This is a genomic window from Candidatus Amarolinea aalborgensis (genome assembly GCF_900491745.1).
Lineage (GTDB): Bacteria > Chloroflexota > Anaerolineae > SSC4 > Amarolineaceae > Amarolinea > Amarolinea aalborgensis.
In genome coordinates, this window is record NZ_UETR01000005.1 from 235,833 (window position 1) to 254,391 (window position 18,559).

Annotated in this window: 21 protein-coding genes; 8 read left to right on the top strand and 13 right to left on the bottom strand. The window is 58.6% G+C overall.

Annotation, left to right across the window (positions count from 1 at the left end):
- The first annotated feature begins 327 nt into the window (after window positions 1-327).
- Together ACPQ6D_RS09075 and msrA are read left to right on the top strand one after the other, a co-directional pair.
- Window positions 328-2,337: a hypothetical protein gene (locus tag ACPQ6D_RS09075; protein ID WP_423223995.1), complete on the top strand. Its 2,010-nt coding sequence runs from the start codon at window positions 328-330 to the stop codon at window positions 2,335-2,337.
- A 229-nt stretch (window positions 2,338-2,566) separates the two neighbouring features.
- Complete coding sequence (gene msrA, locus ACPQ6D_RS09080; RefSeq protein ID WP_423223996.1) at window positions 2,567-3,127, top strand: peptide-methionine (S)-S-oxide reductase MsrA; 561 nt, start codon at window positions 2,567-2,569, stop codon at window positions 3,125-3,127.
- A gap of 45 nt (window positions 3,128-3,172) precedes the next feature.
- Here the strand turns inward: msrA and ACPQ6D_RS09085 are convergent, their stop codons facing one another.
- From ACPQ6D_RS09085 to ACPQ6D_RS09100, 4 genes are read right to left on the bottom strand one after another with little or no spacing between them, the layout of a single operon-like run.
- Window positions 3,173-3,367 carry a HepT-like ribonuclease domain-containing protein gene (locus tag ACPQ6D_RS09085; protein ID WP_423223997.1) on the bottom strand — a complete coding sequence of 65 codons (195 nt, stop codon included), beginning with the start codon at window positions 3,365-3,367 and terminating at the stop codon, window positions 3,173-3,175.
- Entirely contained in the window at window positions 3,307-3,495 is a 189-nt protein-coding gene (locus tag ACPQ6D_RS09090; protein ID WP_423224138.1) for a ribonuclease HepT family protein, read from the bottom strand. The genes ACPQ6D_RS09085 and ACPQ6D_RS09090 overlap by 61 nt, the downstream gene beginning before the upstream one ends.
- Window positions 3,482-3,781 carry a nucleotidyltransferase family protein gene (locus tag ACPQ6D_RS09095; RefSeq protein WP_423224133.1) on the bottom strand — a complete coding sequence of 100 codons (300 nt, stop codon included), beginning with the start codon at window positions 3,779-3,781 and terminating at the stop codon, window positions 3,482-3,484. The genes ACPQ6D_RS09090 and ACPQ6D_RS09095 overlap by 14 nt, the downstream gene beginning before the upstream one ends.
- 48 nt (window positions 3,782-3,829) lie before the next feature.
- Window positions 3,830-4,879, bottom strand: a complete 1,050-nt coding sequence (locus tag ACPQ6D_RS09100) for a ThiF family adenylyltransferase (protein ID WP_423223998.1) — start codon at window positions 4,877-4,879, stop codon at window positions 3,830-3,832.
- Window positions 4,880-5,073: 194 nt separating this feature from the next.
- Between ACPQ6D_RS09100 and ACPQ6D_RS09105 the strand changes: the two genes are divergently transcribed.
- From ACPQ6D_RS09105 to ACPQ6D_RS09125, 5 genes are all read left to right on the top strand, one after another.
- On the top strand, window positions 5,074-5,442 hold the full coding sequence (locus ACPQ6D_RS09105) for a DUF5678 domain-containing protein (RefSeq protein ID WP_423223999.1): 369 nt from the start codon (window positions 5,074-5,076) through the stop codon (window positions 5,440-5,442).
- Window positions 5,439-5,831 (top strand): hypothetical protein, encoded by a 393-nt coding sequence (locus ACPQ6D_RS09110; protein ID WP_423224000.1) that lies wholly within the window; start codon window positions 5,439-5,441, stop codon window positions 5,829-5,831. The genes ACPQ6D_RS09105 and ACPQ6D_RS09110 overlap by 4 nt, the downstream gene beginning before the upstream one ends.
- Before the next feature lie 81 nt (window positions 5,832-5,912).
- On the top strand, window positions 5,913-6,647 hold the full coding sequence (gene pyrH / locus ACPQ6D_RS09115; protein ID WP_423224001.1) for a UMP kinase: 735 nt from the start codon (window positions 5,913-5,915) through the stop codon (window positions 6,645-6,647).
- A gap of 204 nt (window positions 6,648-6,851) precedes the next feature.
- A complete protein-coding gene (gene msrP / locus ACPQ6D_RS09120) occupies window positions 6,852-7,805 on the top strand; it encodes a protein-methionine-sulfoxide reductase catalytic subunit MsrP (RefSeq protein ID WP_423224002.1) in 954 nt (317 codons plus the stop codon).
- 14 nt (window positions 7,806-7,819) lie between these two features.
- Window positions 7,820-8,485 (top strand): protein-methionine-sulfoxide reductase heme-binding subunit MsrQ, encoded by a 666-nt coding sequence (locus tag ACPQ6D_RS09125; protein ID WP_423224003.1) that lies wholly within the window; start codon window positions 7,820-7,822, stop codon window positions 8,483-8,485.
- A gap of 69 nt (window positions 8,486-8,554) precedes the next feature.
- Here the strand turns inward: ACPQ6D_RS09125 and ACPQ6D_RS09130 are convergent, their stop codons facing one another.
- The 7 genes from ACPQ6D_RS09130 to rpsB all read right to left on the bottom strand — a co-directional run bounded on the left by ACPQ6D_RS09130 (window position 8,555) and on the right by rpsB (window position 15,491).
- Window positions 8,555-9,427 (bottom strand): peptidoglycan DD-metalloendopeptidase family protein, encoded by an 873-nt coding sequence (locus ACPQ6D_RS09130; RefSeq protein ID WP_423224004.1) that lies wholly within the window; start codon window positions 9,425-9,427, stop codon window positions 8,555-8,557.
- Between the two features lie 447 nt (window positions 9,428-9,874).
- The gene (rho, locus tag ACPQ6D_RS09135; RefSeq protein WP_423224005.1) at window positions 9,875-11,143 is read right to left on the bottom strand and encodes a transcription termination factor Rho; all 1,269 of its coding nucleotides are present in this window, start codon (window positions 11,141-11,143) and stop codon (window positions 9,875-9,877) included.
- A gap of 539 nt (window positions 11,144-11,682) precedes the next feature.
- On the bottom strand, window positions 11,683-12,474 hold the full coding sequence (locus tag ACPQ6D_RS09140) for a phosphatidate cytidylyltransferase (protein ID WP_423224006.1): 792 nt from the start codon (window positions 12,472-12,474) through the stop codon (window positions 11,683-11,685).
- Between the two features lie 36 nt (window positions 12,475-12,510).
- Complete coding sequence (uppS, locus tag ACPQ6D_RS09145) at window positions 12,511-13,269, bottom strand: polyprenyl diphosphate synthase (RefSeq protein WP_423224007.1); 759 nt, start codon at window positions 13,267-13,269, stop codon at window positions 12,511-12,513.
- A gap of 54 nt (window positions 13,270-13,323) precedes the next feature.
- The gene (frr, locus tag ACPQ6D_RS09150) at window positions 13,324-13,881 is read right to left on the bottom strand and encodes a ribosome recycling factor (protein ID WP_423224008.1); all 558 of its coding nucleotides are present in this window, start codon (window positions 13,879-13,881) and stop codon (window positions 13,324-13,326) included.
- Window positions 13,882-13,997: 116 nt separating this feature from the next.
- Entirely contained in the window at window positions 13,998-14,591 is a 594-nt protein-coding gene (tsf, locus tag ACPQ6D_RS09155; RefSeq protein ID WP_423224009.1) for a translation elongation factor Ts, read from the bottom strand.
- A gap of 15 nt (window positions 14,592-14,606) precedes the next feature.
- Window positions 14,607-15,491 carry a 30S ribosomal protein S2 gene (rpsB, locus tag ACPQ6D_RS09160; RefSeq protein ID WP_423224010.1) on the bottom strand — a complete coding sequence of 295 codons (885 nt, stop codon included), beginning with the start codon at window positions 15,489-15,491 and terminating at the stop codon, window positions 14,607-14,609.
- A gap of 400 nt (window positions 15,492-15,891) precedes the next feature.
- Between rpsB and ACPQ6D_RS09165 the strand changes: the two genes are divergently transcribed.
- Window positions 15,892-16,506, top strand: coding sequence for an RNA polymerase sigma factor (locus tag ACPQ6D_RS09165; RefSeq protein ID WP_423224011.1), 615 nt, complete (start codon window positions 15,892-15,894; stop codon window positions 16,504-16,506).
- A 500-nt stretch (window positions 16,507-17,006) separates the two neighbouring features.
- Here the strand turns inward: ACPQ6D_RS09165 and ACPQ6D_RS09170 are convergent, their stop codons facing one another.
- Together ACPQ6D_RS09170 and ACPQ6D_RS09175 are read right to left on the bottom strand one after the other, a co-directional pair.
- A complete protein-coding gene (locus tag ACPQ6D_RS09170) occupies window positions 17,007-17,537 on the bottom strand; it encodes a dihydrofolate reductase family protein (RefSeq protein ID WP_423224012.1) in 531 nt (176 codons plus the stop codon).
- 49 nt (window positions 17,538-17,586) lie between these two features.
- Window positions 17,587-18,102 carry a hypothetical protein gene (locus ACPQ6D_RS09175; RefSeq protein ID WP_423224013.1) on the bottom strand — a complete coding sequence of 172 codons (516 nt, stop codon included), beginning with the start codon at window positions 18,100-18,102 and terminating at the stop codon, window positions 17,587-17,589.
- Window positions 18,103-18,559 lie beyond the last annotated feature (457 nt).

The following is an 18,559-nucleotide window of genomic DNA, read 5'->3' on the forward strand; positions in this document are numbered from 1 at the left end:
CAACTTGTCTCTGATCCATGGATAGCGTGATTATACAAGGGGACTTGTACCTTTACCAATCGCGGCGCCATTGACAATAGTGCCGGTGAGTGGCATAATGATAGTGGCGCAGTCGGTCCGACCGGCGCAGCGCGCAAGACGCCGATCAGGCGGCTCAACGGGCGATGAAACGCTCGGCGAGGCGAGAGGGCGGCGAGCGTGCAGCCGGGGGACCATAATGGCCAAAGCGGGCGGGGGCGAGACTGTCGGGTGTTCGACGGATCTCCCCAGGATGATCCCAGAAGATCGTCCTGATCCGCCCGCATCGCATTGTATCGGAGGAACATAATGGATCGCAGACCGCGTGTTGTTCCCGCGGCATTACTTGTGGGGTTGATTGTCATCAGCATGGCGGCCCCTGCCATCGCCGGCGCCCCAGCCGGCGCTCCCCTTTCCCTGACAGAAATATCCACCAGGGCAGATGCCCTGGCCCCGGCGCAGCAGTTGTATCTGCCCGTCATCAGTCAGCAATCGCAGTTGTACCCCGCGCCGATTGGCCAGATTGGCGGGCAAGCCCTGGCTGTGGCAGTGTTGGGCGACTATGCCTATGTCGGCGTCGGCCCGCGCCTGCTGATCGTGGATATCCACGACCCGGCCGCGCCGCGCGTGGTCGGCCAGAGCTGGTTTCTCGTTTTTTCTGAGGTGCGTGACATTGCCGTCGTCCATGAGCCGGCGGCTGGTTCAGGTGCGAGCGCTGCGTCAGCCCCAGGGGAGACCCTGGCCTACGTGGCGACCAGAAGTCGGGGCTTGCACATCTTCGATGTCAGCGATCCGGTGCACCCGGTTTTGCGGGGCAGTTTCTATAATCAGCTCGATGCCCTGGGTGTAGACGTCGTCGGCAGCCTGGCCTACGTGACGGCCGGGCGGAACGGGCTGCAGATCTTCGATGTGAGCGACTCGACCAACCCGCGGTGGCTCGGCGGCTATGACACGCCCGGATGGGCTGATGGCGTGGCCGTGGTCGGCAGCCTGGCCTACGTCGCGGACGGGCTGAATGGGCTGCAGATCATTGACGTGAGCGACCCGGCCAACCCCGTGCGGCGCAGCGTGCATAACACGGGGGGGTGGGCCAATGACGTTGTGGTGGCCGGCAGCCTGGCTTACGTCGCCAACGACTCGGGTGAGTTCCAGACCATTGACGTGAGCGACCCGGCCAACCCCGTACGCCGCGGCAGCGTGAACACGCCCAGTTATGCCAATGGCGTGTCTGTCGCCGGCAGCCTCGCCTACGTCGCGGATGCCTATCAAGGATTGCAAATCATTGACGTGAGCGACCCGCTCCATCCCGCGATCCGCAGCAGCCTTGAGACGCCAGGATGGGCGCACAGCGTGGCCGTCGTCAGCAGCCTGGCCTACGTGGCGGATGGGAATGGCGGGTTGTGGATCATTGACGTGAGCGACCCGGCCAACCCGGTGCGCCGCGGCGGCTACGATACGCCAGATAATACCATGTACATGACCGTGGCTGGCAGCCTGGCCTATGCGGCGGCTGGGCATGACGGGCTGTGGATCGTTGACGTGAGCGACCCGGCCAACCCCGTGCACCGCGGCGGTTACGATACGCCGGGGTATGCTGAAGGCGTGGCGGTCGTCGGCAGCCTGGTGTACGTCGCCGACTATGAATCGGGATTACAGATCATTGACGCCAGCAATCCGGCCACCCCCGTGCTCCGCGGCGCGTATGACACGCCGGGGTATGCCCGTGGCGTGACCGTGGCTGGCGGCCTGGCTTACGTCGCCGACCATGACAGCGGATTGCAGATCATTGATGTGAGCGACCCGGCCAACCCGGTGCGCCGCGGCAGCTATGACACGGCAGGGCACGCACGCAGCGTGGCTGTGGCCGGCGGCCTGGCCTACATCGCGGACGGGGTGGGCGGGTTACAGATCATTGACGTGAGCGACCCGGCCAACCCCGTGCGCCGCGGCAGCTATGACACCCCGGGGTACGCCCATAGTATGAGCGTAATTGGCAGCCTCGCCTACGTCGCCGATGACTCGCTTGGCGGGCTGCTGATCCTTGACGTGAGCGCCCCGGCCAACCCCACAGTCCGCGGCGCGTATAACACGCCGGGGACGGCCAATGGCGTGGCCGTGTCCGACAGCCTGGCTTACGTCGCCGACGGGGAGAGCGGCTTGCAGATCATTGACGTGAGCAACCCGGCCAATCCCGCGCGCCGCGGCGAGTATGACACGCCCGGTGATGCTCAGGGCGTGGTCGTGGCCGGCAGCCTGGCCTATGTCGCCGACTCTTTCGGCGGAGTGTGGATCATAGACGTGACCGCCCCGACTCGCTAATCCGATCGCGTGGGGCCTGTGAACAGGAATCCCAATGCGAACGATGTTTCTACCGCATAGAACACAAAGCGCGCCAAGGCGCCGCTAAGCCGCGACGTTTTGCCGTTTCTTTGTGTTCTATGCGGTCTTCGTGACTCTTCCTGTAACGATTCCGGTGACAGCGAGACTGCGTAGGCAGTCAAAATGCTGTCATCAATGAAATCAGGAATCAACAGGGAGAAAACTGAGCATGAATACACCATCCACCCAGACTAAGCAGGAAGTCGCCACGTTGGGCGGCGGTTGTTTCTGGTGTTTAGAAGCCGTCTTCGATGAAGTCAAGGGCGTGACCGATGTCGTATCCGGTTATGCCGGCGGCGCAGTCAAGAATCCAACCTACGAGCAGGTGTGCAGCGGCCGCACCGGGCACGCGGAAGTCGTGCAGGTGACGTTCGATCCGGCCGTTATCAGCTTTCAGAAGATTCTGGAGATTTTCTTCACGATCCACGACCCGACCACGTTGAATCGCCAGGGCAATGATGTCGGCCCACAGTATCGCTCGGTGATCTTCTTTCACAGCCCGGAGCAGCAGGCGGTTGCGCAGCAGGTCATCCGTGAGTTCAACACGGCCGGGGTGTGGGATCGGCCGCTGGTGACCGAGGTCACGCCCGCGCCGACGTTCTACGCAGCCGAGGATTATCACCAGGAGTACTTTGCCCGCAACCCCTCCCAAGGCTACTGCCGGGTCATCATTGCCCCCAAGGTGACGAAGTTCCGCCAGAAGTACGCTGATCGGCTGCAGAAAAGCTAACGTGGTGTCGTCTACGCTGCGGACATCTTGCGCAGGCGACGCCGGCTAGTCATTCGTTTTCACACTGGGTGGCGGAATAAGCGATTCGATCATGCTTTCCAATGTCGCCAGTAAGGGCGGTAGGTCATCAGTAATCGTATCCCAAACGCGATCCATGTCAACGCTATAGTAGGCGTGAATCAACCGGTGACGCATGCCCACGTGACCTGCGCGGCCGCTTCTCCGACGATTTCGATGCATTTGACGAGCGACAGCGCCAACATGCGGTCATGATCAAGGTCTTCACGGCGCCGATGCTCTGCAAAAGCAATCGCTTCGCGCGCGGCGTCGGCCATATGACGTAGGCGGACGAGGTTATCCCTGAACATACTGCGGTTCCGCTTCTTTTAGGACTTGATCACGAAAGTAGAGACTGAGATCGGCAGGTGTACGAAGATCAACCTTGCGACCAAGCAGTGCGCTGAGTTCAAGCTCAAGTCCGGCTAACCGAATCAGCCCAATCCGATAACCTGTCTCGAACTCCACCAGTAGGTCTATGTCGCTATTCGGTGTCATTTCGCTACGCAAGGCCGAACCAAACAGCGACAGCCGCTGGATATGGTTGTTACGACAAAAATGGCTGATCTTCTCAGTCGGTAAGTGAATCCGTTCCATTGACATACGACAAACCACCCTTTCAGACACACAGGGAACCGCAACTGCCTAATTCCCCACGTACTTCGCATACAGCGTGCGCGCGACGTCAGGATCGCTCGTGCCGGCGATGATGGCGCGGCCGTCGGGGAAGATAGTGAGCAGGTACCCGTCAATGTCGGCCTTGAGCAGGTAGGCGTTGACGCGCACCGCGCCCAGCGGCTGCAAGACCTGCGCCAACCGCGCCAGGTTGAGTACGGCCGCCTCCTCAGCGCCGCGGTTGACGCTGATTTGCACGGCGTTGCGGCCGCACAAGGTGATGCTGTGCGTGCCGCGCATGGCGTTCAAGAATTCATAGTCGTGCTGACCACAGGCGGGGCAGTCCGCGCGCGGGCCTCCCAGGTCAAACACTTCCAACGAGTTATCCCACAAGTCGTAGTGCAACATGCCCCTGTTTGGCTCGCCAAACTGCCCCAGGCGCTTGAGCGCCTCGCCGGCTGAAATGGACGCCACCACGGCAACGGCCGGCCCGAGCACACCGGCCGTGTCGCAGGTGGGTGTGGCGCCTGGCGCGGGCATCTGCCCCATCACACAGCGCAGGCACGCGCTTTGCCCTGGCACGATCGTCTGCGAGACGCCGTAGGAGCCAATGACGCCCGTGTAAATCCACGGCTTGCCCAGCTTGACGCAGGCGTCGTTCAGCAAGTAGCGTGTCTCGAAGTTGTCGGCGCCGTCCATCACCAAATCCACGTCTTGCACGAGCTGCACCACGTTGCCGGGGTTGACATCGGCTACCACGGCTTCGATCTCGATCTCGGAGTTGATGCGCCGCAGCTTTGCCGCCGCGGCCGCGGCCTTCGGCAAGCCCTGCCGCATATCCTCCTCGTCGAAGAGCAGTTGACGCTGCAGGTTGTTCAACTCGATGTAGTCACGATCTACCACGCGCAGATGCCCTACGCCAGCGCGGGCCAGGTGATTAGCCATCACCGTGCCGGTGGCCCCGCATCCGATAATGACCACGCGCGCGGCCAACAGCCGGCGTTGACCGGCTTCCCCCAGGCCGCTGAAAATGGTCTGGCGCACATAGCGCGCCAGCGAATGATTTGTCGTCTCTTGCATAGAACACCATCTCCGACGCAAAACAGCGTGATAGCTGCATTGTATCACATCCGCCCGCCACTGGAAACGCAGAGGCCCTGGCGCAGCGCCAGGGTTCAGGTCAGCCAAACCAGCGTCTATACTCATCTCAACCACTTGAGGTAGATTGCGCCCCGCCGCCAGTTGCGGTACAATTCAAGAGTGGAGGTAAGACAATGATTGGTTTACAGGATCCAGGTCTCATCGAACGAGTGCGCCAAGTGGCGTTCATCAATAATCGCGACGAGACGCACCTTATCTCTGAAGCAGTGGAATACTATTTGGCCCAGCTCGACTATGCAAAAATTGATGCCGAGACCGACGCGTTTCACGCAATGTATCATGATCTCGAAGCTATCTACCCTGGCCAATTTGTTGCGATTCATCAGGGGCGTTTGATTGACCATGACGTAGATGTCGTTAGCCTGGAAAAGCGGGTTCGGGCACAACTAGGGCGAGTCGCTGTGCTGGTCACACCGGTTGCACAAGAAAAGGATCTTCTTTTCGTAAGCTCTCGTGTGGAGCATCTGGATGTACCGCTATGATACAATTTCCGTACGACAAATCGTACGTGCCCCCAGTACCCGCATGCCGAGTTTCTCTGGTTGCAACACAGACAGGGCAAACCGTTGGACCCCTAGATGCTATTCTGGACACAGGTGCTGATGGTACTTTAGTCCCTCGGCACTATCTTGAAGCGATTGAAGTTCTTCCCGTCAGAAAAGTAGGCATACGCAGTCAGTGGGGTGAACGCCGCATTGTATATCTTTTCCTGGTCACCTTGCGACTCGATGATTTTGAGCTTCCTGGAACTTATGTGGTCGGAGACGACAAATCGCAAGAATTAATCATCGGACGTAATGTGCTCAACAGGCTTGATATCTGGCTGCAAGGCGATCGGCAACTGAGTCACCTGGCAGTCAGTCACGGTTGATCTGCACGCAATTCGTACGACGCGACCTGTGAATCACAGCGCGATCAAGGTCGCGCGAATCCAAGAGAAAGGACAAACTTCGTGCGCTATTCACGTATTCTGCTCAAATTGAGCGGCGCAGCGATGGCCGGCGACAAGGACTTCGGCTTCAACCCGACGGCGCTCAACTACATCGCGGATGAGGTGTTGAAGCTGCATAATGCCGGCATTCAGGTGGGCATTGTGATTGGCGGCGGCAACATCTTTCGCGGCAATCTGGGCGCGCAATGGGGCATCGAACACGCCGAGGCGGATAACATCGGGATGATGGCCACGGTCATCAACAGCCTGATGCTGCGCGGCGTCCTCACCAGCCGCGGCAACGCCGAAGTGCGGGTCATGACGGCCATCCCGATTGATACGGTGGCCGAGCCATTCATCCGCCTGCGCGCCATCCACCACATGGACAAGGGCTATATTTGCATCTTCGCCGGCGGCACCGGCCAGCCTTTCATGACCACCGACTACCCGGCTGTGCAGCGAGCGATTGAGGTGCGCGCGCAGGCCCTCCTCTCAGCCAAATCAGGCACTGATGGCATCTACACCGCCGACCCCAACCAGGACCCCACGGCCCGTCGCTACTCGGAAATCAGCTATGACAGCGTGGTGCGCCAAAATCTGCGTGCGCTCGACCAGGCCGCAGTGCTCCTCGCGCGCGACAACCGCCTGCGTCTGCACGTGTTCAGCTTCGATCATCCCGACGCCATGTACCGCCTGTGTCAGGGCGAAGACGTCGGCACACTCATTGCCAACGTAGATCACGACGTGCTGGCCTGACAACCCTGGGCAGATCCTGGGTTGAGGCCGCAAGCAGCCCAGCTTCATATCGAAGCAAGCTCGATCGGACCGCGCTAAACCCGACTTCTGCTAGAAGTCGGGTTCCTTTTTGTAATAAACCGCCTGGGCGCGAGACTAACCATGAGCAGCAGCCGTCCAAACGGTCATGGGCCATGAGTTTCCAATTGCCTGAGGAGAGGTACGATGCAAAAAATTCCGACAATTCCGTCGTCTGAGATTACCCCGGAACAAATCTATCTATCGCGGCGCAAGTTCATGCTGGGCATTGGCAGCCTGGCGCTGACTTCGGCTGTGTTGGCGGCTTGCGGGGGCGCGGCGCCAGCTTCACCTGGCAACGAGGCGGCGACACCGGCCGGTACGCCAGAGCCAACGCCTGATCTGCGCCAGGAGCTGACCAGTTTCGATAGCATTACTACCTATAACAACTACTATGAGTTTTCCACCGACAAAGCAGGCGTCGCACCCCTTGCGGCGAATTTCCGTACGCGCCCGTGGACTGTAGAAGTAGGCGGTCTGGTGGCCAAGCCGACTACGTTCGGCATCGAGGATTTGCTGCGCCAATTCACCCAGGAAGAGCGCATTTACCGCCTGCGCTGCGTCGAAGCCTGGTCTATGGTGATTCCCTGGCAGGGCTTCAGTCTGCGGAAGCTGTTGGAAGCCGTGGAGCCGACCGCGGCGGCCAAGTACGTGCGCTTTGAGACACTGCTCGATCCCGAACAGATGCCTGGACAGAAGGTCGGCTGGTATGTGTGGCCCTATGTCGAAGGCTTACGGCTGGACGAAGCCATGCACGACTTGACCATCTTAGCCACCGGCCTTTATGGCAAATCGCTGCTGCCGCAGAACGGCGCGCCGCTGCGCGTGGTTGTGCCCTGGAAATACGGCTTCAAGAGCATCAAATCTATTGTCAAAATTGACCTGGTTGCGGAGCAGCCAACCTCCCTGTGGATGGCGGCCGCCCCAAACGAATATGGTTTCTACGCCAACGTCAACCCAAGCGTCAACCATCCGCGCTGGTCGCAAGCCAGTGAGCGCCGCATCGGTGAACTCTCGCGGCGCAAGACCCTTCCGTTCAACGGCTATGCCGAACAAGTGGCGTCGCTCTACGCAGGCATGGACTTGCGCCGGTTCTATTGAGGCTTGATTGAACGATGACACGTTGGTTAAGATGGGGCGTCCATATCGCGGCGCTGACGCCGCTGGCCGTGATTCTGTACCTGGCCTGGCAAGGCCGGCTGACAGCCAATCCGATTCAAGACATTACCCTGCGCACGGGTCAGACCGCGCTGGTGCTGTTGGTCCTCTCCTTGTCCATCACCCCGCTATACACGGCTTTCACGATCAAGGAATTGCTGCCCTTACGCCGCCGGCTGGGGCTGTATGCCTTCTTCTATGCCATGCTGCATTTCTTGATCTTCATCGGCCTGGATTATGGCTTTGACCCAGAGCTGCTCAAGGAAGCCATCTTCGAGAAACGCTACGCCCTGGTGGGATTTGCGGCTTTCCTCATCCTGCTGCCGCTTGCCGTCACCTCGACCAAAGGTTGGATGCGGCGGCTGGGCAAACGCTGGAAGGCGTTGCACCGCTGGGTTTACGTAGCCGCGGTCTTGGTTATCGTGCATTACGTGTGGCTGGTCAAATCAGACATTCGGACGCCCTTGCTGTACGGCGCGGTCGTTGCCATCCTGCTGATTCTACGCGCGCCGGCGGTGGCGCGGCGGGTGCGCCAGTTACGCCAGGCCAGGCGCGGTCACCTGCCGCGGCGGCCACCGACTGCAACGGCGGCGCCAGCGCCGCATCAGTCTGGCGGGGAATAATAGTAACAAGAAAACGACCTGCTTTGAGAGCAGGTCGTTTTTGTTTGACTTCTCAGAGACGGCTGCGTATTACGGCAGCATACTCAGCGGGTTACGGTGGGCGCCGCGCACGCGCACTTCGAAGTGCAGGTGCGGCCCGGTCGAATTGCCCGTGCTGCCCACGTTGCCAATGATTTGGCCGCGGGTGACAGAGTCGCCGACCTTGACATTGAACTTGCTCAAGTGCGCATACAGCGTCTGCATCTGATTTCCGTGGTCAATCACCACGTGGAAACCATAGCCGTAAGGACTCCAACCAGCAGCGACTACGTAGCCTGAGTCGGCTGCTTTGACTGAGCTGCCCGCAGGCGCTGCCAGATCAATGCCGGGATGGCGGCTCCAGAAGCGCTGTGTTATTTGCGCTCTGATAGGCCAGGCCAGAGCGCCCGTTCCCTTACGAGCGCTGCTGGGGGCGGTTGTCGTGTAATTGACCACCTTGGCCACGTAGGGTTTTTCGCCGCCGGGCACGATCAACATGCGCCCAACGGCCAAGGGTTGATTGATGTCGGTCAGTTGATTCAAGGGATAACCAACCACGGCGCTGGCCGGGACTTTGTATTTCTTCGCAATGCTGGTTACCGTATCGCCCTTGACGACCTTGTGATAGACGCCGCTGACCGGCAGCACCACCAGTTTTTGTCCCAGGCGCAGCAGATCAGGGTTGTCTTCAAGGCTGGCATTCGCCCACAGAATCGTTTCTGGGGAAACGTGGAACCGCTGAGACAGATCAAAAACCGTATCTCCCAGCGCAACCGTATAGGTAATAACATCTAAGCGCGGGCGATCCGGAATCTGCGTGAAGGGAATCGCATTGCGGATGAGGGTGTCACGGCCAAAATAGTTGTTGCCGCCGCGTGCTTCCAACTCTGCGTCTGTATTCGCAACTTCATTGGTTACAGACACGCCGGTGGGCAAGTCCCACTGGGGTAATTGAACGCGGCTGAGGGCCAGAACAAGCACGGCAACCAACAGCAAGGCCAAGTGTGACGCTAGACGGATAATGGATGCAGATTCATGTAGGGGATTGATTTGCGACCTAAACCCACGCCATAAGCGGACAATTGGTCTAGGAATCACGCCACCGTCGTTTGAATCAGGCAAAGCATCAGCGTCGGCAGTAGCACTATTCGATTGCTTTGGCATTCTCTCCCATCTCCACCCTACAAGCTCCTACGAGCGAGGGAAGATTTCTTGGGGTCATGTCATTGAGTATCAACGGCTGCAGCCTTTGGCGGGGACCCAATACGAAAAAATTATACCATTGGCAGCGAAAATGGCAAAATCGCCGCGCGGACATGAATGGAAATTCATTTTGACCCGTGCAGGTGATCGCGTGGGAGCAAGGCGGATCTAGAGCGATTCTTTATGCAAGGTCGCCAGGAATTCTTTGTTCGAGCGCGTGCGGGCCAGTCGTTCCAGCAAGGGGATGATCGCATCGGGACCGCCTCCGATAGCATCCAACATCCGGCGCATGGTCCAAACCCGCGCCAGGGTTTCAGGCTCCAGCAAAAGTTCTTCGCGACGGGTGCCAGAGCGTTCGATGTCGAAAGCTGGGAAAATGCGGCGTTCGGCCAGGCGACGGCTGAGCATCAATTCCATGTTGCCGGTGCCCTTGAACTCTTCATAAATCACGTCATCCATGCGTGAACCGGTGTCAACCAGGCAAGTCGCCATGATGGTCAGGCTTCCGCCTTCCTCAATCGTACGCGCGGCGCCAAAGAAGTGCTTCGGTGGATAAAGCGCGGCTGGGTCAATACCGCCCGAGAGCGTACGACCGCTGGGCGGCACCGTCAGGTTGTAGGCGCGCGTCAAACGCGTGATCGAGTCGAGCAGGATCGCGACGTCTCGTTTGCCTTCGACCAGCCGTTTGGCGCGTTCCAGGGCCATCTCGGCCACGCGCACGTGGTTGGTGACTGGTTCATCGAACGTCGAACTAACCACTTCCGCCTGCACCGAACGATCCATGTCGGTTACTTCCTCAGGTCGTTCACCGATCAGGACCACCATCAAGTGCACATCAGGGTGGTTGATGGAAATGCCATTGGCAATCCGCTTGAGAATGGTCGTCTTGCCCGCTTTGGGCGGCGAAACGATCAGTCCACGTTGACCGCGGCCGATTGGCGAGGTGAGGTCAATCAAGCGGGTGGCCAGCAGGTTTGGCTCGGTCTCTAGGAGCAGCTGCCGGTCCGGGAAGATGGGAGTCAAACGCTCGAAGACTGGGCGCTGCTTGGCTACTTCAGGATCAAGGGCATTCACCGCTTCCACTTTAAGCAGGCCAAAGTACTTCTCAGTGTCTTTGGGCGGGCGCACTTGCCCAATCACCAGGTCGCCGGTGCGCAGGCCAAAGCGTCGAATTTGAGATTGCGAGACATATACGTCCTCCGGGCCAGGCAGAAGATGGTCCGCGCGCAAAAAACCGATGCCATCCTGGACGATATCCAGCACTCCCCCGCCAAAGATATAGCCTTGCTGTTCTGCGTTGTGACGCAGCAGGGCCATGATGAGGTCGTGTTTCTTCAGGCGCGAATAGCCGGTCAACCCCATCTCCCGCGCCATCGTTTGGAGTTGTTCAAGGGTTGAATTTTCAAGATCAGCAAAGTTCACGGTCGGAGTCTCCATGTGCGAAAGTCGCTGCAGTCTGCCAGAGGGCAACGTGCACGGTCAGACTGTGCCACAAGAACCACGCCTGTGGCCTATTCGCCTACGTCGAAGCCAGGACTAGAGTTGTTGCGGGGCGTAGTCAAAACGCACTCATAAGATCAGATTGCGCACCCAATCACGGTTGGTGCGGAAGCAAGGCTCAGATAAGAGCGCCGCCACAGTGAGCAGCTGCTCAGCAAAAATCAAGGGATAATGGCATCTACAGAGGGGGCGTCCTCGAAAGAATTTATCCGCCGATCCTATTCACATGGTCTGGCGAGAGAAGGACGCTCAACCTGTCGCAGCACAAGAGGCCTTATTCAAGAAAGCAGCTTATACGAACGCTGCGACGCACACTAATTTGTGCTAAATTGATTATAGCATTTTGTACACAAGTCGTCAAGTAGTCTTTTTGGTTTTTTGTTTTTTCTAATGCGTTGTTTGTTTGTCGCCCCAGGTGAATCTCGTCAACCAGGCTGACCCAAACAACGCGAGAAGCCAATGACGCCGAATAGCGCCTAGTGGGCGCCGACCAATGTAGCCCAATAATAGACTACCGGCACCACAAACAGCAGACTGTCAAGCCGGTCCCAGATGCCGCCATGCCCAGGAATCAAATGGCTGGAGTCTTTGGCGCCCATCTGCCGCTTGACCATAGACTCGGCCAAATCGCCGAACGGCGCAATCAGACAGACCAGGCCGCCCAGCGCGGCGCCCGCCCACGGCGTTTGGCCTACTAGCCACGGGCCTAACAGCGCGCCCGCGGCGGTCCCCACCAACCAGCCGCCGATGGCGCCTTCCCATGTCTTTTTGGGGCTGTGCCGCGGCCACAGTTTGTGCCTGCCCAGGGCGCGACCGCTAAAATAGGCGCCGGTGTCAGTGATCCAGGTCAACAGCAGCGCCACCAGCAGCCAAGGCAGGCCCTGGGGCAGGTTTCGCAGAGCAACAAAATGGTTGAGCAAGAGACCAAAGTAGAACACGCCCGCCAGAGTCCACGCCCAATCAGTGACTGGAGCCTGAGTGGTGCGAAACAGCGCGGCCGACAAGGAAATCAGAATCAACGCCGTGAGCACCAAGCGCAAAGACCAGGCCTGCGCCCAATAGGCTTCAGCAATGATGATCACGATGGCGATCAGCCCCAGCCAGCGCAGCGGTGTGTGGCCGCCGTGGGCCAGGAGCGAAAAATACTCCCAGCCAGCCAGCGCGCCGGCCAGCAGCATGAGGCCCAGGAACCACAAGCCCCCCAGGTAGGCAAGGCCAATCACCAAGGGCGCCAGCACCACCGTGCTTAGAACGCGGTCACGTAGCATGTCAGCTCGTTGTCTGCGATGATGAGATGACTGAAGTCAGGCGATCTTCACTTTTCCAAAGCGGCGATCGCGATCGGCAAAGTCCTGCAAGGCGCGTCGCAGTTCTTCCTTATCGAAATCAGGCCAAAAGGTAGGCGTCGCGTAATACTCAGCATAGGCGGCCTGCCAGATCAGGAAGTTGCTCAGACGGTACTCGCCTCCCGTGCGAATGATGAGGTCAGGGTCTGGCAAGCCGCCCGTGTACAAGTAGCGAGCAAAAACCTCCTCAGAGACTTCCTCAGGCTTGACGCCATCCTGCATGATATGCCGTACGGCATCAATCACTTCGGCGCGGCCGCCATAATTGAAGGCGACATTGAGAATGATGCGCTGATTGTTCTTCGTCAACTCCAGCGCATCACGTATTTGCTGCTGCAGGCCCGGTTCAATCCCGGCCAGGCGACCGCTGTGTCTGATCTGCACACCGTTGGCGTGCAGTTCTGATAACTGACGACGGATACTTTCACCAACGAGCTTCATCAAACCGCTGACTTCCGCCTGAGGTCGCGCCCAATTCTCTGTCGAAAACGCGTAGATGGTCAGCGCCTTGACGCCAAACGCGACCGAGGCTTCAAGCACGCGGCGGATGTTGTTGACCCCCGCGCGATGCCCCATCAAGCGCGGCAATCCCCGCGCCTGCGCCCAACGCCCGTTGCCGTCCATGATGATGCCCACATGATACGGCACGCGCGCAAATGTCGAATTTGATGAAGCGTTCGAGGCGTTCGAGGCGTTCAATGAAGGTCCATTCGTCATGGGCTTGGTCTCATCCCTCTCGATGCGGCGAGAGGCCACACAGTAACATCCGCTTTACACTTCCAGGACCTCGGCCTCTTTGTCACGGCCGATTTTGTCTATCTGCTCGATGTGGCGATCGGTAAAACGCTGGATTTCATCGCGACCATGACGTAGATCGTCTTCCGAAATGAGCTTCTCTTTCTCGAAATCTCGCAAGTCCTCGATGGCATCCCGACGGATGTTACGCACCGCCACGCGGGCTTCTTCGACGCGGCGATCTACCATTTTGACCAATTCGCGGCGGCGTTCTTCCGTTGGCAGCGGTATCATCAGGCGGATAATCTGACCGTCGCTGGAAGGATTGAGTCCTAAATCGGACTTGAGGATAGCACGCTCAATGGCGCTCGAATCTTTGGGGTTGAAGGGTTTGATCGCAATCAGGCGTGGTTCTGGGACATTGATGGTGGCCAATTGCTGCAATGGCGTTGGCATACCGTAGTATTCAACCAACAGGCCCTCAACCAAGGCCGGGGAAGCGCGACCAGTGCGTACTTTCTTCAAGTCATCGCGTAATGCTTCAGTGGCCTTGTGCATTCGTTCGGTCGTGTCATGAAGCACGTCTTTGACCATGACAATAACTCCCTTGTTGGAAATCTTGGCTACATGTCTGAAGGCGCAGCGGAGAAGGCAATTGCACTATACAGATGCCGAGGAACCGCATGTGGCGGCTCCCCGGCATGAATCGCCTAGTTGCCCAATTCAAAACGAGCGAAGCGACGCACTACGATATTCTCGCCCAGGCGCGCCACCATATCGGTCAACAAGTTCCGAACGGTGACGCCGTCATCCTTGATGAAAGGCTGTTCGAGCAGGCAGGTTTCTTCATAGAACTTTGCCAGCTTGCCCTCGATGATGCGCTCCACGACATTCTGGGGCTTATTCGCATCGTCCAATTGGCCCAGGTATTTCTCTCTTTCCTGCGCCACAACGTCAGCCGGCACGTCCTCGCGGCGCACATAGAGCGGCCGCGCGGCAACGACTTGCATTGCCAGGTCGCGGGCCAAAGCCTGGAACTGATCGGTACGCGCCACAAAATCAGTTTCGCAATTCACTTCGATCATGGCCGCCATCTTGGCGCCCATATGCACGTAACTGCCAATGATGCCATTGGAGGCCTCGCGGCTGGCTTTTTTAGCCGCCGCGGCCAGGCCCTTTTCGCGCAGAATCTCGACCGCTTTGTCCATATCGCCTTGCGCAGTATCCAACGCCTTGCGGCAATCGAGCACGCCGGCGCCGGTCAGGTCGCGCAATTTCTTAATCATGTCAGCGCTAATACTCACAACTCGTTCTCCTCGTTATGCCACGATGTCTTCATCGGCAGCAAAATCAGCGGCAAAATCGTCTATTTCAAGAGCGCCCAGGTCGCCGATGTCCTCACCAGCCTCTAAATCGGCGGCCCCACCCTTGAGGCGATCAATAGCGTCCTGGCCTGTGTATTCATCCAGGGTGTCGGCCTGGCTCACATTGTCCATGCCTTCTTCCGCCGCAATCACCTCGCGCAGGCGGCGCCCCTCGATGACTGCATCCGCAATTTTACCGGCAATCAGCTTGATCGCACGAATGGCGTCGTCATTCGACGGAATCGGGTAATCAATCGGATCTGGGTCCGAATTGGTGTCTACCATCGCAATAATGGGGATGCCAAGCGTGCGGGCTTCCTTGATCGCCAATTCCTCATGATGGGTGTCGGACACGAAGAGGATATTGGGGGGCCGCATCATAGTCTTCAGCCCGCCGATGCGCCGCTCCAGCTTGGCCATCTCGCGCTCGATGTCCAGCACTTCTTTTTTGGGCAAACGATCCAATTCACCGCGGGCCTTGCGCTGATTGATGCCGCCCATATAGTCAATTCGCTGGCGAATCGTGCGATAATTGGTCAGCGTACCGCCCAACCAGCGTTGATTGACAAACGGCATGCCCGCGCGATCAGCTTCCTGGTGAATAGTTTCCTGGGCTTGTTTCTTGGTGCCGGCAAAGAGGACGGTGCCGCCGTCTTTGACGGTATCGCGGACCAACGCGTAGGCTTCTTCAAGCCGGTGCAGTGTTTGCTGTAAGTCAATAATATGAATGCCGTTGCGTTCGGTAAAAATGTACGGCTTCATCTTTGGGTTCCAGCGCCGCGTGCGGTGCCCAAAATGGACGCCAGCTTCAAGCAGCGCCTTCATCGAAATGACTGCCACTGGTGTACTCTCCTTCATGATTGGTTATGTTCGTCCGCCTCTCGACTCCAGCTACCAGACCCGGTGCAGCCCACAGGCACCCCGATAGCCGTCTTTCCAGTCGTGCAACTGGGTAGAGAAACGTGCTTGATATGGGTATAAACCCAAAAAGGGATTGTAACACAGGGATCATGGTTCACCAAATAAACACAGAGAGTTCATGGCGGCCGCAAGAACGAACCAGGGTGCAAGAATTGGATGAAGCGCCTTTCCTTAGGCACAGCGACATGATGCGCAGCGCGGTTACGATTCGGAGCGACGCGACGCCTGTGTCGCGTCATGCACGCGTGATTATGCTTGCCAACCACACCCAATGCCCCAACCTGGTTTGCATGTGTTATAATGCGGCAATGAGGCGCTGATGACGGTAGATCTGGCAACTGGGCTTCTTACAAACCAAGAATGGGTGCAATCACTGCGCGAGCAGCGGACCGATAGCTACGAGATGCTGTGGCGTTACCTCTACAAGGTAACGTACAACCTCTGTACGCGCCGTCTGGCTGACCTACCAGCCGAACGCCAACTCGCCCTGGCAGAAGAGTGCGCGCAAGAGGCCCTGGTTCAAGTGTGGCGCAAATTGGATACCTATCGCGGCGAGGGAGCATTTCTCGCCTGGGTCACACGTATTGCCGTCAACAAGCTCCGCGATCGGCTGCGCCACGAACGCCCGTGGCAAACCAAGACCGAGATAACCGAGAACCTACACCCCACGGTGTCTAACGTCATGCCGGACGTAGGCGCCCTGCTGCGGCAAGGCATGCAGAAGTTGACGCCGAGTGAACGCAGCGTGCTCACAGGGCGCCTTTTTCACGAGCGCAGCAGTGAGGAAATCGCGGCCGCGCTCGGCATCTCACGTGGCAATGAGCGCATTATTTACCTGCGCGCCCGTCAAAAAATCAAGGCTTTTTTTGCCGCCAATGGCTATACGCCGGCTGCCAGGCAAGACCACTCCGACAACGACGCCTCGGGTTCCTGAGGTGAGTCATCGCGCAGGAACGAAAAATCGCCGGGTGGGTATGAATCCGGTTCCTGTAGGCTTGCCTGCTCCACCTCCCGCAAAATCCAACGCAAATCCTCATACTCATGCCAACACGCTGGACACGAAGCGACATGACCGGCGAGATCGGCGATGACTTCTCCATGATCTGCACCGCGCGGGACAGAGATGGCGATCAATTCCAGGCGTTCGCGCACATCGGCGCAGGGCACTTCCGTGTTAGGCGCCGCAACACGCGCGACCTCCAGCCAACACCCATGGGCTTCAAGCGTTTCAGGCAGTTGAATCACGACACGTTCTCCGTACAAACAGCAATGCTGTTAGTGACGTTTTGCACAGGCCCTCTGTTACACGCTGCCCCATACGGCGGCCTATCGCCCCAGGTCAGCGGCCCGTCCGCGGCAACCGGTTGTTGGCCAGCAGTTGGGCGTGGCCAAAGACCATGTTTCAGCGGCTATCACCCTCTGGGAGTCGCGAGATTACGCAGGAACATAGACCAATCTGATCACGTCCTCGCCAATCCGATCATGAGTCATTAGGCGGAGCGGCGGCCGGGGTCCGGCGAAGTATGGCTTGCCGTGACCCAGCACGACGGGATGCAGGTAGATTCGGTATTCATCAATCAGGCCAAGTTTGGTAAGGCTGTGCGCCAGGTCTGGGCCAGCAACCTCGATCTCTCCATCGTACGCTGACTTTAGCTGGCGGATCGCGCCTTCAAGATCGTCCGCAATAAGCCTGGCATTGGGGCCGACCGACTGCAACGAGCGCGAGACGACCCATTTCGGCTGGCTTCGCCACGCCGCCGCGAAGGCCTGTTCCCCTGCATCCCATTCACGATGGTCGTCGTCCCAGTAACGCATGACCTCATACACTCGACGGCCGTACACACTGCCAGTCTGCCCCTGAGCCTCCTCGATGAAGTGGCGAAAGAGCGTGGGGCTTGGCGCGAACGCCATATGGTCAACGTACCCGTCCAGGGACTGGTTCATTCCGAACACGAGCTTGGCCATGTCTACTTCCTTTCTTTGCGCACTGAACGTATTTCCTGCAGGCTAACGCCTATTCCACTGCGCGATCGTCATTGGCGTCGGTCGTTGGGTCAAGTTCCCAACCCTTGATGCGGGCAATCACCGGAGACATGCGGTGGCGTGCGCAGCGCACATCGTAGTCCCAGTACCAGCCGCCGGTTTCAGCCCCAGGCTGTTTCCCAAAACGAAAACGCTTGCGGTAGCGGATGCGATGCGCATGGCACAGGCGTTTTCCACACTGACTGCAAGCGAGCAGCACCTGGCTGAATTCTTGACCGCATACGGCGCAGGTGCGGAAAGCCAGGTCGCCCTGACGCTTACGCTCCCACTGGCGCTGATCTAGAGCCAGCTCCTCACGGCTGCGGGCCGCACAATCAACACAGGCCCACGGGCCAAAAACCGCAGCCAGGTTCGGTTCTAGCGGCTCCTGATGCTCCTTGCACACGGCCAGGTGGCACTGCGGACAGAGATCGCTGGCTGGCTGCCCGCACACATGGCAGGCATCGGGCGCGCCAGGCAGCACCTTGTGATCCCGGTTGGGACGCACGCGCGGCGCGCGTTCCTCTGCAGGGCGAGGCGCGCTAGATCGTGAGGCGAGCCAGGGCCTTCGACCGGTGAGCTGGTTCATGATGCCTCCGAAGGTAAGAATCTGAGCGAGTCATTTCACACTATTGTCTTTGACGTAGGCGCAGCCCCCAGCGTAACACGTGGGCGGCCACGAGCCGATCTTCAAGGGTCTATTGCTAGGGATTCCAAACGTAGCACACATCCAACCACAAAGAACACATGCGGGGGTGGGTGAACACAAAGAAAAGGCAGATCAGGCGCAAATTGGCCGCTTCTTTGCGTTCTTGGTGATCTCTGTGGTCAAGAACCAGGCCACATTGGGAACTACTGGTCTATTGCCTTTTTTCGTTGGGCGGAAAAGCGAAGCCCATTCCGGTTGGCAGTGTAGACGGCGCAGCCCACCACCAGGGGTTGCGAACTTCCATTTTAGTCCTGGT

Bases quoted from the DNA above. Each gene is read 5' to 3' on its own strand.
- msrP (WP_423224002.1), top strand. From the start codon at position 6,852: ATGCAAAAAATTCCGACAATTCCGTCGTCTGAGATTACCCCGGAACAA.
- msrA (WP_423223996.1), top strand. From the start codon at position 2,567: ATGAATACACCATCCACCCAGACTAAGCAGGAAGTCGCCACGTTGGGC.
- ACPQ6D_RS09095 (WP_423224133.1), bottom strand. From the start codon at position 3,781: ATGGAACGGATTCACTTACCGACTGAGAAGATCAGCCATTTTTGTCGT.
- ACPQ6D_RS09085 (WP_423223997.1), bottom strand. From the start codon at position 3,367: ATGCATCGAAATCGTCGGAGAAGCGGCCGCGCAGGTCACGTGGGCATG.
- ACPQ6D_RS09075 (WP_423223995.1), top strand. From the start codon at position 328: ATGGATCGCAGACCGCGTGTTGTTCCCGCGGCATTACTTGTGGGGTTG.
- ACPQ6D_RS09110 (WP_423224000.1), top strand. From the start codon at position 5,439: ATGATACAATTTCCGTACGACAAATCGTACGTGCCCCCAGTACCCGCA.
- frr (WP_423224008.1), bottom strand. From the start codon at position 13,881: ATGGTCAAAGACGTGCTTCATGACACGACCGAACGAATGCACAAGGCC.
- ACPQ6D_RS09090 (WP_423224138.1), bottom strand. From the start codon at position 3,495: ATGTTCAGGGATAACCTCGTCCGCCTACGTCATATGGCCGACGCCGCG.
- uppS (WP_423224007.1), bottom strand. From the start codon at position 13,269: ATGACGAATGGACCTTCATTGAACGCCTCGAACGCCTCGAACGCTTCA.
- ACPQ6D_RS09165 (WP_423224011.1), top strand. From the start codon at position 15,892: ATGACGGTAGATCTGGCAACTGGGCTTCTTACAAACCAAGAATGGGTG.
- ACPQ6D_RS09105 (WP_423223999.1), top strand. From the start codon at position 5,074: ATGATTGGTTTACAGGATCCAGGTCTCATCGAACGAGTGCGCCAAGTG.
- ACPQ6D_RS09100 (WP_423223998.1), bottom strand. From the start codon at position 4,879: ATGCAAGAGACGACAAATCATTCGCTGGCGCGCTATGTGCGCCAGACC.
- rho (WP_423224005.1), bottom strand. From the start codon at position 11,143: ATGGAGACTCCGACCGTGAACTTTGCTGATCTTGAAAATTCAACCCTT.
- ACPQ6D_RS09125 (WP_423224003.1), top strand. From the start codon at position 7,820: ATGACACGTTGGTTAAGATGGGGCGTCCATATCGCGGCGCTGACGCCG.
- ACPQ6D_RS09170 (WP_423224012.1), bottom strand. From the start codon at position 17,537: ATGGCCAAGCTCGTGTTCGGAATGAACCAGTCCCTGGACGGGTACGTT.
- ACPQ6D_RS09140 (WP_423224006.1), bottom strand. From the start codon at position 12,474: ATGCTACGTGACCGCGTTCTAAGCACGGTGGTGCTGGCGCCCTTGGTG.